At 39.7% G+C, this 14901-nt stretch carries 18 protein-coding genes; 11 read left to right on the plus strand and 7 right to left on the minus strand.

From position 1 onward, the window contains the following. The first annotated feature begins 173 nt into the window (after nt 1–173). The 6 genes from CHI10_RS20980 to CHI10_RS21005 all read left to right on the plus strand — a co-directional run bounded on the left by CHI10_RS20980 (nt 174) and on the right by CHI10_RS21005 (nt 5564). Entirely contained in the window at nt 174–1154 is a 981-nt protein-coding gene (locus CHI10_RS20980; RefSeq protein WP_095246087.1) for a YncE family protein, read from the plus strand. Between the two features lies 1 nt (nt 1155). Further along, nucleotides 1156–1830, plus strand: a complete 675-nt coding sequence (locus tag CHI10_RS20985; RefSeq protein ID WP_095246088.1) for a response regulator transcription factor — start codon at nt 1156–1158, stop codon at nt 1828–1830. Continuing rightward, nucleotides 1827–3230, plus strand: a complete 1404-nt coding sequence (locus CHI10_RS20990; protein ID WP_095246089.1) for a sensor histidine kinase — start codon at nt 1827–1829, stop codon at nt 3228–3230. Before CHI10_RS20985 ends, CHI10_RS20990 begins: the two co-directional genes overlap by 4 nt. A 19-nt stretch (nt 3231–3249) precedes the next feature. Beyond that, a complete protein-coding gene (locus CHI10_RS20995; protein WP_095246090.1) occupies nt 3250–3708 on the plus strand; it encodes a FixH family protein in 459 nt (152 codons plus the stop codon). A gap of 448 nt (nt 3709–4156) precedes the next feature. Beyond that, complete coding sequence (locus tag CHI10_RS21000) at nt 4157–4915, plus strand: CAP domain-containing protein (RefSeq protein WP_095246091.1); 759 nt, start codon at nt 4157–4159, stop codon at nt 4913–4915. A gap of 151 nt (nt 4916–5066) precedes the next feature. Further along, a complete protein-coding gene (locus tag CHI10_RS21005) occupies nt 5067–5564 on the plus strand; it encodes a GNAT family N-acetyltransferase (RefSeq protein ID WP_095246092.1) in 498 nt (165 codons plus the stop codon). Here CHI10_RS21005 and CHI10_RS21010 read toward each other — a convergent pair. Continuing rightward, the gene (locus tag CHI10_RS21010) at nt 5561–6058 is read right to left on the minus strand and encodes an Hsp20/alpha crystallin family protein (RefSeq protein WP_095246093.1); all 498 of its coding nucleotides are present in this window, start codon (nt 6056–6058) and stop codon (nt 5561–5563) included. The genes CHI10_RS21005 and CHI10_RS21010 overlap by 4 nt on opposite strands. A gap of 13 nt (nt 6059–6071) precedes the next feature. Next, on the minus strand, nt 6072–6554 hold the full coding sequence (locus CHI10_RS21015; RefSeq protein WP_095246094.1) for a spore coat protein: 483 nt from the start codon (nt 6552–6554) through the stop codon (nt 6072–6074). Between the two features lie 221 nt (nt 6555–6775). Here CHI10_RS21015 and CHI10_RS21020 point away from each other — a divergent pair, with 221 nt between their 5' ends. Then, nucleotides 6776–7549, plus strand: coding sequence for an SDR family oxidoreductase (locus tag CHI10_RS21020; RefSeq protein WP_095246095.1), 774 nt, complete (start codon nt 6776–6778; stop codon nt 7547–7549). A 42-nt stretch (nt 7550–7591) separates the two neighbouring features. Here CHI10_RS21020 and CHI10_RS21025 read toward each other — a convergent pair whose 3' ends face one another. After that, nucleotides 7592–8959: an MATE family efflux transporter gene (locus CHI10_RS21025; RefSeq protein WP_095246096.1), complete on the minus strand. Its 1368-nt coding sequence runs from the start codon at nt 8957–8959 to the stop codon at nt 7592–7594. Nucleotides 8960–9166: 207 nt separating this feature from the next. Between CHI10_RS21025 and CHI10_RS22510 the strand changes: the two genes are divergently transcribed. Next, nucleotides 9167–9325 (plus strand): hypothetical protein, encoded by a 159-nt coding sequence (locus CHI10_RS22510; RefSeq protein WP_179289096.1) that lies wholly within the window; start codon nt 9167–9169, stop codon nt 9323–9325. A gap of 93 nt (nt 9326–9418) precedes the next feature. Here the strand turns inward: CHI10_RS22510 and CHI10_RS21030 are convergent, their stop codons facing one another. The 4 genes from CHI10_RS21030 to CHI10_RS21045 all read right to left on the minus strand — a co-directional run bounded on the left by CHI10_RS21030 (nt 9419) and on the right by CHI10_RS21045 (nt 12934). Beyond that, on the minus strand, nt 9419–9979 hold the full coding sequence (locus CHI10_RS21030) for a GNAT family N-acetyltransferase (RefSeq protein ID WP_095246097.1): 561 nt from the start codon (nt 9977–9979) through the stop codon (nt 9419–9421). A 314-nt stretch (nt 9980–10293) separates the two neighbouring features. Further along, nucleotides 10294–11415, minus strand: coding sequence for an amidohydrolase (locus tag CHI10_RS21035; protein WP_095246098.1), 1122 nt, complete (start codon nt 11413–11415; stop codon nt 10294–10296). Between the two features lie 131 nt (nt 11416–11546). Beyond that, a complete protein-coding gene (gene uptA, locus CHI10_RS21040; protein WP_095246099.1) occupies nt 11547–12131 on the minus strand; it encodes an undecaprenyl phosphate transporter UptA in 585 nt (194 codons plus the stop codon). A 23-nt stretch (nt 12132–12154) separates the two neighbouring features. After that, the gene (locus CHI10_RS21045; RefSeq protein WP_142301788.1) at nt 12155–12934 is read right to left on the minus strand and encodes an undecaprenyl-diphosphate phosphatase; all 780 of its coding nucleotides are present in this window, start codon (nt 12932–12934) and stop codon (nt 12155–12157) included. A 225-nt stretch (nt 12935–13159) separates the two neighbouring features. Between CHI10_RS21045 and CHI10_RS21050 the strand changes: the two genes are divergently transcribed. The 3 genes from CHI10_RS21050 to CHI10_RS21060 all read left to right on the plus strand — a co-directional run bounded on the left by CHI10_RS21050 (nt 13160) and on the right by CHI10_RS21060 (nt 14899). After that, nucleotides 13160–13498 carry a DUF4870 domain-containing protein gene (locus tag CHI10_RS21050; protein ID WP_095246101.1) on the plus strand — a complete coding sequence of 113 codons (339 nt, stop codon included), beginning with the start codon at nt 13160–13162 and terminating at the stop codon, nt 13496–13498. A 107-nt stretch (nt 13499–13605) separates the two neighbouring features. Then, nucleotides 13606–14568: a helix-turn-helix transcriptional regulator gene (locus CHI10_RS21055; RefSeq protein ID WP_286137538.1), complete on the plus strand. Its 963-nt coding sequence runs from the start codon at nt 13606–13608 to the stop codon at nt 14566–14568. Between the two features lie 133 nt (nt 14569–14701). After that, nucleotides 14702–14899 (plus strand): PLD nuclease N-terminal domain-containing protein, encoded by a 198-nt coding sequence (locus CHI10_RS21060; protein WP_048011419.1) that lies wholly within the window; start codon nt 14702–14704, stop codon nt 14897–14899. The last annotated feature ends 2 nt before the right edge of the window (nt 14900–14901 follow it).

The raw sequence follows: 14901 nt of genomic DNA on the forward strand, positions 1-14901 counted from the left end.
TTCGCTGAGCATCCTGGAGCGGAAATCAACGGACAACATTGTTAGCGAAAACAACATTTTATACGAAAAGAGCCTTTCTATTAATAGGTTTACTGCAGATTTCAAGATCCTTTCACATTTATCTCACAAAATTAATGTAAGATAAAGATAAGATAGTCATGAGGAGAAATCGTATGTCAAAAAAAATGTATGGGCTTTTCTTTTTATGGATCATAGCGGCCTTCCTTACTTCCTGCTCAGAAAAGAAACAGCCTGCAATACCTGAGGATATTAGCTTTGCTGCCACAGTAAATATCAAGGATATGACGATATCTTTTGTCGACCTGAAAAAAAAGGAGCTGGCGGCAGAATGGACTATGGAGAAACCTTATACAGGAGCTTTAATTCTCCCGGATAATGATTCCATCCTTCTTTATGGAAAACAGCTTGAAACAGCTGATCTTTATTCCTTAAAGGAAGGCAAACTGATTGACAGCTGGGAAACAGGAGAAGGAATCGTAAATGGAATACTGATTGAAACGAATGAAATCGTTTTAGCAGATCAGTATTTAAACAAAATCAGGTTCTTTGATTTAAATGGAGAAGAAGAAACACAGGTCGAATCTGAGATAGATCCGCTTACCCTGCTGGAATCCCGTGAAAAGAATAAGTTATTTGTTCTAAGCTTCAATCATAAAAAAATGGGAATGATCGACCTTGAATCTAAAGAAAAAAGCGGGGAGTTTACGATCCATCCTTCAGCAGCCGGTGCGTGGCTTAATGAGAAAAACGGTGAAATCTGGATTGGCGGACATGGAGAAGGTGTAGAGATTGAACAAAATATCCACGTATATGATGAAGAAACGGGAAAGTTAAAGAAGAAAATTCCAGCCGCTTCGATGCCGATTAATTTTCTGGGACAAGAAAATCAAGTATATGTTCTAAGCCATGGATCAAATATGTTATATAAAATTAATGAATCAGGGGAAGAAGCAGCCTCTGTTTCGATTGCGGCAAATCCTTTTGAAATGGCTTTTGCAGAGCATAAGCTATTAGTGGCCGGTTATGACAGCAATGATTTACATATCCTGGAGCCGGAAAGTTTAAAAACGCTTAAAAGTATCAAGGTTGGAGAGGGTCCTTTTAAAATAGTCATTAGGGAGAGTGTGAAATGACATGCTGAATATCCTGATTATAGATGATGAAGCAGATATGAGGCATTTAATTGAAATGTACCTTGGGAATTCCGGATTTGCATGCTTTTCAGCAGAAAGCGGCTTTGAAGCATATGGGATACTTGAAAATAATGTGATGGACTTAGTTATTTTGGATATCATGATGCCTGGGGAGGATGGATTTGAAGTTTGTTCCCGAATAAGGGAAAAATCAAATGTGCCAATTATATTTCTCTCTGCTAAGGGAGAGGAGTGGGATAAAGTGAAAGCCCTGCAGTTAGGAGGGGATGACTATATTGTCAAACCTTTCAGTCCTGGAGAGCTTGTCGCCAGAATCAATGCTGTCCTTCGAAGAACAGGCGGATTAAAAAGTGACATGGATTCTATTCAAATTGGAAAGATCGCAATTGACATGAAGGCGAGAAAAGTTTTAGTTGCGGGAAAGCATGTCACGCTAACCCTAAAAGAATATGAATTGCTTCTGTTTTTTATCGAACATAAAAACCAGGCATTAAGCAGGGAGCAGCTTCTTGAATATATATGGGGCATTGATTATACAGGGAGTTTGAGAACAGTGGATACTCATATAAAAACGTTGAGAATGAAGCTTGGGGTTGGAGATTATATTCAAACAGTCTGGGGAGTTGGCTATAAATTAGAGGTGCCGGATGAATGAAATTCCTGACCAATAGCCTGGCTAAAAAAATGTGGCTGACAGTAACAGCCGCGATTATTATTACGATCTTATATTCCTATTTATTGTCTTACTTATTTTATGAAAAGATTTATGTGGATAATGTCAGGGATTCCCTGCTGACTGAAGGGAGAAGCCTGGCTTCAGAGTACCACGGAGGGGCTTTGACAGAGGATATCAGGAAAAAAATCGATTGGTACAATTCAAAATCCGAAACAGAGATTTTTATAGTCAGTAATCCCAGAGAGCTTAGTGCCTGTCTGCCTTTTGAAATTGACTATCAGACACTAATTGGCAAATCAGAGCGTGAAGAGCTTCTCAAAGGCATTCCAGTTGAAAAACTGGGCTATGAAAAAAGGTTTGACCGAAAAATTATGGGTGTCATTATTCCGCTGCTTGATGATAATCGGCTTCAAGGCATTATATATTTATATGTTCCCCTCGCGAAGATTTCAGAGATTACCCGGGATTTTGCCTATCTGTGGCTCGCTGCTGCGGCGGTCTTTACTGTTATCAGCATCACTTTAGGCACGATGCTGGTTAAAAAACTGACAAAGCCTTTACTGGATATGAAAGATGCAGCTGAACATGTCTCAAAGGGATACTATGATGTTCATTTAAACATTGATTCAAAGGACGAAATTGGCCAGCTGGCCAATGCCTTCAATTATATGTCCTCCTCTATACGAAAAGAAGACGAAAAGAAAAGGGAATTTCTCGCGAATGTATCTCATGAGTTAAGAACACCTATCAGCTATGTAAAAGGCTACAGTGAGGCGCTCATTTCCGGAATGGAAAAATCCGAAGAGGACAGAAAAAAATACTTGCAGCTGATACTTAGAGAATCACGAAGGATGGAACGTCTCGTTGGAGATTTACTTGATTTATCCAAACTTGAATCTGACGAATACAAACTCGAAAAAATGCCGCTGCCATTGGCGCAGTTAATAGAGGACGCTATTGAGAAATACAAGCCGGTCCTCCGTGAAAAAAATGTGGATCTGCAATATCGCCTGAATCCTGAAGTAATCATAAACGGTGATGAAGGCAGGATTGAGCAGGTTATCCAAAATATTATGGATAATTCCATCAGATATACAGCAGAAGGCAGAATCAGCATCCGTTTATCTCAAGAGAGAGATCAATGCCTGATTGAAATAGAGGATACAGGAATAGGGATTTCAGAAGAACATTTAAGCAAAATTAAACAAAGGTTTTATAGAGTGAATAAAGGCAGAACAAGATCAGATGGAGGCACAGGGCTTGGTCTGGCAATTGCAGAAAAGCTGGTTAAGCTCCATCAAGGCGAGCTGACTGTGTTCAGTGAATTAAATAAGGGGACGACAGTTAGAATCATGCTGCCGCTGCTTGAAATAAAGTAAATATAGAGGAGATCTACTGATGAAAAAACTAATGTTTATTTGGCTTGCGGTAATGATAATTATTAGCCTCGCTGCCTGCAGCAATAATAATGCAGCCGAAGAAGAGCCGCAATTCCTGGATGTAAAGTTATCGATAAAACCTGAAAAAGCAAAAGCGGGTGAACCGGTTGTTTTTGAAGCAAAGGTTACTTATGGGGAGGAAGAGGTTACTGATGCAGATGAAGTGAAGTTTGAGATCTGGAGAGCAAATGCCGAAGAACACGAAAAAGTACATGTTGAACATGCTGAAAACGGAATCTATCGTCTGGAGAAGAGCTTTAAAGAAGAAGGTACCTATTATATATATTCACACGTTACGGCGCACAGGATGCATAATATGCCTAAAAAGGAATTTGTTATCGGCAGGCCCAGTCCACCTGAAAATGAATCAGGCAGCCAGGAAGAAAATATGGATGACAATGAGCATGGCAGCCATTAAAAAGCAGCATAGGCTGCTTTTTTGTTTTGAAATCGAGTAATCCTGCAGGAATTTTTCCTCCAGGGGCATATATACCCATTTGCGGGTACATATACCTATCATATTTGTTACATTGGTGTAATAAAAGTAAAAAATAGTATCAGGCTAAAAACCTGTCAATACTGATCTTTTAGTATATAAATGGTACTGGATAAGGAAGCTTCCAATAAAGACAATAAAAGACAGAAAGCTATTTACCCATTTTTAAGTGTTCATAAACCCATTAAGATAAGTATTTATGAAACTTGCAGGCTGATATTTACCAGTTTCTAAGTCTATCGGATAAGCTGGATTCAAGAATTTGTAAAATCTGTCCAAAAATATTACGAAAAACCCTGTGTTATGATGATTGTGCAAGTCACACAGCACCACACAACAAAGAAAACAAACACAGGGAGGATTTATATACATGAATAAAAAAGTTATTTACTCAGTAGCAGCGGCAGCAGCATTATTAGTATCAGCACCAGGAGCTAACCAGGCGGACGCAGCTTCAAATTGTCCTACTCCTGAACAAGCTAAAAAAATTGCAATCTCTCAATCTGGCAACCTAAGCCAGGAACAAATCAATAACATTCTTCAAAAATACCTTAAAGACTACAATATTAATTGGGGAAATGCTCAAGTAAATAAACAGGAAGCTCAGAAGCCTGCAGCTCCAGCTCCAGCAGAGCAGCCTGCAAAAGCACCAGCCAAAACACAAGAAACTGCAAAAGCACCTGCGCAGCAGCCTGCACAGCAGCAAGCACCTGCAGAGCAGACAAAAGAAGCAGCACCTGCTTCTTCTGAAGTAAGTGCTTACGAGAAAAAAGTTCTTGAATTAACGAACCAGGAACGAGCAAAAGCTGGAGTGCCTGCACTTAAATTGGACGAAGAACTAAGCAAAGTAGCTCGTGAAAAATCACGTGATATGCAGTCTAAAGGATACTTTGACCATAACAGCCCAACTTACGGTTCACCATTCGATATGATGAAGCAATTCGGCATCTCATACACTACAGCAGGCGAAAACATTGCTATGGGCCAACAGTCTCCTGAAGAAGTTGTACAAGCTTGGATGAATAGTGAAGGCCACCGTAAAAACATTATGAATGCCAACTTTACACACCTTGGTGTTGGCCATGTTGCTGACGGTAACTACTGGACACAAATGTTCATCGGGAAATAATATTTGAACGAATAAAAGGCAGCCTTTTCAGGCTGTCTTTTTTTTTGTAATATTATTCTTTATAGTATGGACTTTCCCACTATGTATGTATTCAACATTCATTGGAACATTAATAATAGCTGTTAAAATTGAAAGACAACAGGTGATTTAAATGGAAATTAGAAAAGGAACCAAAGCCGATTTGAAGGAAATAATGGAAATTGTCCAGAAGACGGTCAGCATTATGGAATCTGAGGGGAATGATCAATGGAACCGGACCTATCCCCAAAAGGAAGATTTTTCAGCTGATGTCCAAGCAGGCAGTTTGTACACTGCCATCTTTGAAGGAAATATCGCAGGTTCCATTACTGTTGATCAAATCCAGGCGGAGGAATATAAAAATGCCTTATGGAGAAAAGATGAGCCCTGCTTTGTATTTCACCGTCTGGCCGTAGATCCTGAGATAAGAGGCGAGGGGATTGCGAGCAGGTTAATTGCATTTGCTGAAGATCATGCAGTGAATAATGGGATATCGTATATGAGAACAGATACATACTCGCTGAATAAAAAGGCTCAAAGTTTATTTGAGAAAAATGGATATGTTAAAGCAGGTGCAATCTTCATGGATCGGGAAAATCCTTTTTACTGCTATGATAAGCTGCTTGATTAAAGCTGCTCTTCATTCTTTACAATAATGGGTATTATTTCTTTCTCTTCGAATAGGATGGGAAGAGAAATGGAAAGTATCCCGTTTTCAAATGATGATTCTATCGAATATTTATCAACAGGCATAGGGAGGGTCAGAACTTTTTCAAAAGTTCTGCTATGTCTTTCTTTCAGAAAGTAGCGCAAGTGCTGCTGAAATGCTGAACATTTTCCTTTAATAATTAGTTCATTTTGTACAAGAGATACTTTAATATCGTTTTTGCTTATACCGGGGAGCTCTGCTTCAATTTTGATGTTGCCATTGTTCTCATACATGTCACAGCGTGGAAAAATATCCTGATTTGACAGAAAATGATTTATTTTTTCCTGCTCCAGACCTGAAAAAGAAAGTTTCTTATTGTGATTGGAATCCCCGGGTGAAATAAGCGTTTCCCAGAAATCCTGATCCTGATATTGTGCGGTCATTTTGATTAAATCTTTCCACTTATCCAGTTCCATAAGGAGGCCCCCTTTATAATATTTCCGTTACATCTATCTCTGAATATTGCATATCGACATTTTTAGGTATTTTTATCTCCATATAGCCCTCTTTGCAGCTGGCGGATGATCCTTTTTTCCTGACAATGGCAGGGAGGGTAATAATATGTTTATCGTCCTTATCGGGAATATGCTCGATAATCATTTGGTTGGAGGTATGATAAAGCTTCATTTCTTTTAACCATTCCTCGTTTTTTATTGGAAATCTCACAAAAACATAATCATGGGTTTCGAAGACGGATGAATTAAGTGGTGCAGAATTTGACTGTTGATTAGTTCCAGGGGCTGCAGCATTAAAGCCTTTCATAAAATCCGGTGCTCCAGTCATTCCCTGCATATTCTGAGGAAACATTTGCCCCATAATATTTTTAATATATTTATCAATTTCCTCCGGTTTCATTTGGCTGGGAGGATTCTTCATATCTTTATTAAACGGAAAAAGATTCCACGGGAACATCCTTCTCATCCTTTCCTTGCTAAACTGCCGCAACGGCTAATGATTCAATACTAAGCCATATATTCTATGCAGATAAACGCCTATCTGTTAATAATGGATTCTCTTGCTTGTACTTGCTGAATCATGGGCGAAAGCTTCTTATTATTTGCATTAATACACTGTAATTACTACTATATTGGTATCGATGTATATAAAATAATTAAATACTGAGGGGTAATTTTGTGAGAAATAAAGCAGCTTTAATCACGGGAGGGGCAACAGGGATCGGAAAAAGAACGGCGAATATGCTTGCCGCTAAAGGCATCGATCTGGTGATCAATTACCGTAGCAGTCAAGAGGAAGCTGTCTCATTATGCAGGGAACTGACCGAAAAATTCGGCACTAAAAATATTGCTTTGCAGGGAGATATTTCTTTACCGGCGGACTGTATAAAGATGTCTGAAAGAGCGCTTAATGAATTTCAAGTCATCGATATAGTCATTCATAATGCCGGTCCTTATGTGCACGAAAGAAAAGAGATGCTGGATTATTCTTTTGAACAATGGAATTACCTTATTAATGGCAACTTAAATGCAATCTTTTATTTATCTAAGTTGTTTATACCGAAAATGAGGGAAAATAGGTGGGGAAGAATTATCACGATAGGCTTTGATCGTGTAGAATCAGCATCTGGGTGGATATACCGTTCTGCTTTTGCGGCTGCAAAAACGGGGGCTGCGTCTTTAACGAAATCCATTGCACTTGAAGAGGCCGGTAACGGAATTACCGCAAATATGGTTTGTCCGGGAGATATTATCGGTGAATGGAAGGAAAGAAATATCGAAGAAGCTGCGAAGGTTCATGATCATGCATCACCAGTCGGAAGGCCGGGTACAGGTGAGGATATTGCCCGAGTCATCAGTTTTCTGACCGATGAAAAATCAGACTTTATTACAGGCAGCATAATCCCGGTTACTGGAGGAAAAGACGTCCTGGGGAAAATTTATCAGGAATAAAAGCGAAAGGCAGAAGAACCGTATTCTTCTGCCTTTTCATATTTACTTCGCTTCCATATATGCAGGGTATTTTCTGTTTTGCAGATAGATCAGCCGGCTTGTTAAAGTAATGGCCCCAGCTGCAAGTCCTGTAATTAAACCAATCCAATAACCATAGGCTCCCCAATCCGTATGATTGGCCAGGTAATAGCCAAACGGCAGTCCGATGATCCAATAAGAAATAAGCGACATAATGAAGGTGACATTAACGTCCTTATATCCCCGCAGCGCTCCCTGGACGGGTGCCTGAATGGCATCTGAAAGCTGAAAGAACATGGCATAAATTAAAAAAGCGGCTGTTAATTGCAGTACATGGTCGTCTTTTGTATAAATCGATGCCACCTCTTTTGGGAAAGCCAAAAGAACAGCTGCACATATTAAGGCCATAAATACAGCAATCCCGACACCGATCCAGCTGTACTCTTTAGCATCCCTGAATCTCTTAGCACCCGCTTCAAAGCCCACAACGATTGTTAATGCCATTGAAATGCTTAGCGGGATCATATAAAGAAGTGATGCGAAATTGAGGGCAATCTGGTGAGCTGCGATTACGGCTGTTTCAAATGTGCTCATTAATAAAGTAACAGCTGAAAAGATACTGGTTTCGAAAAAAATCGATAAGCCGATCGGGATCCCGATAAGAAGGATTTCCTTCCATTTGCCGATAGAAACAGCATGCATTCTTCTGAAAATTCCATAGTTCGAGAACGGGGAATTTTTATGAATAATAATAATCGAAATAACCATGATCAGCCAGTAAGTAATAGATGAAGCATAGCCTGCACCTGCTCCTCCGAGTTCCGGAAACCCCAATTTGCCATAAATGAGTATATAGTTAAAAAAAGCATTGATTGGCAGTGTAAGAAGGGTGATGATCATACTGACTCTGGTCTTCCCAAGAGCATCAATAAACGATCTTAATACATTGTAGACAAACAGGGGAATCAACCCTGTGCTTAAGGCTGCAAGGTAGTTGAAAGCTGTATCCTCGACCCTGTTCTCGAGATTCATTCCACTTAAGATGGGATTTAAGGAGAATGCTCCTCCGGCAAAAACAATGACGGCCATAATGATGGACAAATAAACACCCTGAATAACAGAAAAAGCAACTTCCTCACGCTGTTTCCCTGCACCCACAAGGTGGGACACAATCGGGGTAACAGCAAGGAGTATTCCGCTGAGCCCGGTGAATACAGGAACCCATAGAGAAGATCCTATCGCTACACCTGCCAGGTCCTGTGAATCATAGCGGCCGGTCATTAAAGTATCAATAAATGTCATAGAGTACATCGCCAGCTGGGTTACTAATATTGGAACTAAAATAACCAGCAGCTGATGCAGTTTTTGTTTTTTGCTGTATGTCTGATTCATGAATTTATCCTCTTTCAATAATGTGACTAGAGAATTATATCATACTAAAGAGAAGCCGGCCCCAAGCAGGTCTTTTCAGTTAGTGACTCCCTAATAAATGTTTCAATTATGTGAACCTTTGCATAACGGGAATAAAAATCCTTCAATCGGCGAGTATAAACAGTAAAAACAGCCATTTCCAAAACACGGCTTGAAGGAGGCAGAACGATGAGCTTCAATACAAATAGGATTAATCCAAATCAGACTCAAGTTTCATTCTTGGACGGACGTTTTGAAACTCTTACCAATGAAGAGCTGGATGAATTGCTGTCCCAGCATGGAATGAGAGAAAAAACAGATGAACCGGAATTAAATATTATCAACTGAAATTAAAAAAAGCACTTGCTTGTATGCAAGTGCTTTGCGTATTTATTACTTCAGAATCTATACTCTTGTACTTCAAGGCGCTTCCGCTTTTCTTTAAGCCTCCAATAATTGGGACGATTCTTGGACTGCTGCTCCATGACGCATAACATGAAGAGTATATAAATCTTTTGGGATCTCATATAGATTGTAAATATCACCATCTGCATTCAGCTGATCATACACTGACTTTCTCGTTTCATTTGCAAGAATGACATAAGGAAGCTTTTCTGCAGCTTTTTGCGAGCGGATATTTTCCTTGCGGATCCTCATAAAAATAGTTTCAATGCCTGTTTCAAAAAAGAGCTCTTCAAAGAAAGCATCTTTTGCTAATTTGTTATACCCCTTGCCATGATAAGGTTTGCCAAGCCATGTGCCGAGAAAGCCGGCATTCTCCTGGATGTCATACAAATTAATCGTCCCAATCGGAGCGCCCCATTCATCAAGAATTGTGCGTGAAATCAATTCACCGCGCTCTTCGGATTCGATTGTCTGCTTTGTAATAAATATAAACTCATCATAACAATTGGCTTTTTGGCGAACAAAAGGGAAGACATCAGGGTGCGTCATTAATTCAAATAAAGCATGGCAGTCGTGAAGATCACGTTTCTTGAGCATAGGTTATCCCTCCAATTGAGGGCAGTCCTACTCCATGCCAAATAGAGCCTTCGGTCCACCCTCGAAATTTTTTATTATGCTGCTAAAAAATTTCGGGGTGGGAATCGAACCCACTAGAACCAGATAACTGGTGGCGCACCATTTGCCTTCCCTATTACTATCGTTTCCGATATTTGATTGTCTGTCATGTAAGAAGCAAAATTTTCACTTCACTTTAGGTATAATACTAAAAAAATTTCAAAAAGGAAATAGGTTTTTTGATTATTTTTTTTGCGATTTTATGTCAAATAACTCCAGCAATATTCGACACCGTTCTACGGCTCCCTATACACAAAATTTCCGCCTATCATTGTCCATTTTGGCTTGGAAAGAAAGTGAAATGGATGATGATTCCAGAGAACTAAGTCAGCATCTTTTCCTTCCGCAATGCTTCCCAGCTGATGATCGATTCTGAGGTTTCTGGCCGGCAAAATGGTGATTCCTTCTAAGGCTTTTTGCTCGGAAAGGCCTTCACGGACTGCGATAGCTGCACACATATTCAAATATTGTACAGGTGTGTATGGATGATCGGTAGTGATTGAGACTTCCACTCCATGCTCTGTCAGCTGCTGATACGTTTTCCAGGTTTTGTTTTTCAGCTCTACTTTGGACCGCCTTGTTAAAGTGGGCCCGACTGATACCTTTAAATTCAGCCCTTCCAATTCGTCTGCAATTAAATGGCCTTCTGTGCAATGTTCGATTCGAAGATCCAGATTGAATTCTTCTGCAAAGCGGATGGCAGAAATGATATCGTCCGCCCTGTGTGCATGTATTCTGACGGGAATTTCTCTTTTAAGAGCCTTGACAAGCGGTGCAAATCTTAGAGAGTCAGGATTATCGCACTGTAAAGCCTCATAAAAAGCTTCCCTCAGCATTCCCATTATCCCCATTCTTGTTATGGAATCCTTGTTGCCATGACTATGAATCCGTTTTGGATTTTCACCGAGGGCAATTTTAAGGCCGGCTGTTTCCTGGATAATCATCTTGCTGATGTTTTTCCCGGATGTCTTAATAACAGAGGTTGTTCCTCCAATTACATTGGCGCTTCCCGGCATGATGTGTGCAGTTGTTATGCCATATTTCACGGCATCAGAAAAGGCGGGATCAAGAGGGTATACACCATCCATCGCTCTAATATGCGGGCTTAAGGGTTCAATTGTTTCATTGGCATCATTGCCTGCCCATCCGGTGCCTTCATCATAAAGACCCAGATGAGTATGGACATCAATGAAGCCTGGAAGCAGATGGTGGCTATGGCAGTCTATAATTTTTACATTTGAATCAGACTTTAAGTTCTTGCCCATCTTTTTTATTTTTCCGTTTTCTACTATTACATCCCCATGAAAGGTGGGGGAAGTCACAGGATATATGACTGCATTTTTCAATAATATTTTCATAAGTATCGTCCTTTGATCCTAAGTATTTGCTTTATTTTACAAAAATGATTAGAAAAAGTGTGAAGAAATTTCTTACCATCACTAGCTCAAATAAAAAAAGTGTAAAATTGGAATTCTACACTTTTGGTATGTTAACTTTTCCTCTTCATATAAAACAAATAAATAGCGCCGGAGATCAAAGCAATAGCTATGATCGGCAAGATAAATGGTTTTGCATATTCTTTGATGTCTCTCCAGTGGTCACCAAGCTCCATCCCCAATAATAGAAAGAGAACCGTCCATGGCACCATAGCTGCTAGTGTGTAAACAGTAAAGACCGATAAAGGCATCTTGGCTATTCCGGCTGGGATTGAAATGGCATGCCGTATCACTGGTATAAATCTGGCCGTAAAAATTACTCCAGTCCCATACTTTTCGAACCATTTCTCTGACGCATCCAAATGCTTTTTTTGAATCAGAAGATATTTTCCGTATTTGTCAAGAACAGGCCTTCCGCCATATGCGCCCAGCCAGTAAAGAAACAGCTGGGCAAGTGTTCCGCCTGCAACCCCTGCAAGGAGGGCTCCTATAAAATGGATATTTCCGGTGCTGACTAAAAAGCCGCCATAGCTCAGGACAATTTCGCTTGGGATCACTTCAACCATTAAACCAAGTGCAATGCCGGCATAACCCAGCTGGGAAAGTAATTCAAAAATGCCGGCAATTATCTCTTCCATTCTGATACCTCCCCATTTGAAAATTAAAAAATCCCGGTCATTTGAAGGAATATAATGATGAACCCTAATATCCAAACGTATACAGCAAATATCTTTAAGGATTTTCGTTTTAGAAAATTAATCATCCACACGACTGCTGCATAACCGAAAATCGCTGATGACAATGTTGCCATTAACATGCTGCCAAGGGTTATAGCTTCTGTATGACCGGACATTAATTCGCCAAACTGCATGACAATGCCGCCAGCGATGGCAGGAATGGATAACAGAAATGAAAAATAGGCAGCAGTTTCCCTGTCAAGCTTCCTAAAGAGGCCTGCTGCAATGGTTAAGCCGGACCTTGAGACTGCCGGAAAAATGGCAGCAGCCTGAAAGGAGCCGATAAACAAGGCATCTCCGTACGTGATGCTGTCCATTTTTTTTGCTCCTTTTTTAACACCATCAGCAATCCAGAGTATAAACCCTGTAAACAGAAATTCCCAGCCGATTGTAACACCGGATTTCGAAATTGAATCGAACATGTCACTCAGCAGGAGTCCCACGATTACGGCTGGAATCGTCCCGACTATCAGAAGCATTGATAGCTTGCCGAAGGGCTTCTTAATAATTTGAAGCAATTCATTTTTGTATACGACCAGGACTGCCAGTAAAGTTCCTATGTGCAGCATTGTATCAAGGAAAAGGCCTGCTTCATCAAGGCCAAATAGATGTCTCCCCAAATATAAATGTCCAGTACTGGAAATAGGCAGGAACTCGGTAAGCCCCTGAATGATTCCCAGAATGAAAGCCTCCAGCTTTGACATCATCTGTATATCACCTTCCTAGGCAGGTATAAGAATAGGCAAAGGTATATGCGCAATGCCTGTCTTTAACATGTGTATTCAAGTTGTCCCAATCGAGAACAGGAAATTAAGGCTGCAGAGCGGATATAAAAAAATATAAAAATACATGAAACCTTTTACAATGAATATCGTAAATAATATAAAAGAAACATCATTTATATTTAGGTTAGCTTAGGAGGAAACAGAATGAATGATTATAAAATGCCTTCCAATGATGAAAGGCTTATAGCAGCAGCAATCTATGTAACCAGCTTTTTTACCGCTTTTGTCGGACCGCTGATCATTTGGCTATTGAAAAAAAATGACTCGGAGTTTGTAGATTACCATGGAAAGGAATATTTGAATTTTTTAATTTCTTATACGATTTACAGCGCCATCAGCGTAGTGCTAATGATCATTTTAATTGGGGTCATTACGATTTGGATCGTGGGAATCCTTGCTTTTATCTTTACAATAGTAGCTGCTGTCAAAGCATATGAAGGCAAGGAATACAGAATTCCTTTAGTTTTCAGGATTTTAAAATGATGAACAGAGTCCAGGGCTAGTTGCCGCTGGGCTTTTTTTAATGGATAATATAGGAACGGGGTGAAGTAATGAATAGACTCGATAACAAACAAAGGATGCTCAAGCTTATGGAATTTTTAAGAGAGCAGACCGATGAAGAAAATGAATATACACTGGACGATATTACTGAATGCTTTAAAAAGGAATATGGACCAGATGTGAAATTAAACAAAAATTCATTAAGAGACGATATTGAACATCTAATTGAAGCAAAATTTGATATTACCATTAACCAGGAAAAAGAGGGAATGCCAAAGTTCTACAGCCATCAATACCGTCTATTCGAGCTTTATGAATTGCGCATGCTGATTGATGCCGTTGCTTCTGCACGCTTCATCACCAAAGATGAGACAAAACAGCTGATCCGGAAAATTAAAAAGCTGACAAGCATTCATCATGCCAAAAAGCTGCATAATGAAATATTGATCGATTCCTCTGTGAAAAGTGAAAGTAAACTGGTTCGGCTGGCTATTAATGACTTGCATGAAGCCATTTCCGGGCGGAGAATCGTCACATTTCAATATGGACGATATAATCTCAACAAGGAATTTGTTTTAAGCCACAATGGCGGGCAATACAGGGTCAAACCGCTGGCGCTCACATGGGTAAATGACTTTTATTATTTAATAGCCTACTATTTTGCCAAAGAAGAAATCCGCCATTATCGGATTGACCGTCTCCGTAATGTTCATATTACGGAAGAACAATTTGCATATGAACCCTTTGATGTATCCAAGTATGTGAGTTCAACCTTTCATATGTATGCCGGATCTGAAGAGTGGATAAAAATCCGATTCCACAATGATTTGATCAACGTGATAATTGATAAATTTGGCCGGGATGCAGACATAAGAAAACTGGATGGAAACCATTTCGTTTTATCAGCAAAAGCCATTGTGAGTGATGGACTTGTCAAATGGCTCCTCAATTGGGGTAATCAGGCCAAAGTGCTTTCACCATCCTCACTCATTGATCAGGTAACAGACGAAATTAAAAATATGATGGCTGTGTATGAAAAAGAAATGGATTAAACCTCGGCTATTAGACTTATAGACACTCCAATAATGGGGTGTCTTTTCATTAGAAAAATAGTTGAAATCCTTTTGAACGATTTTTGTACTTAAACGTCTTATGAATGACAGTACAATAAGGGAGGACATCGAAATGGAAATATTAGAAAGCATTAACTGGGCAATTCTTGCACCTATTGTCATTATTCAGCTAATATTGATGGCTGTCGCCATTATTGATCTAGTGAAAATAGAAAAAGCAAATGGACCAAAATGGGTATGGGCTCTCGTCATTTTATTTATTAATCTGCTCGGGCCAATCATTTACTTTATTTTCGGAAGGAGAAGCTGAAT

Source organism: Bacillus sp. 7894-2 (genome assembly GCF_002272225.1).
GTDB lineage: Bacteria > Bacillota > Bacilli > Bacillales > Cytobacillaceae > Cytobacillus.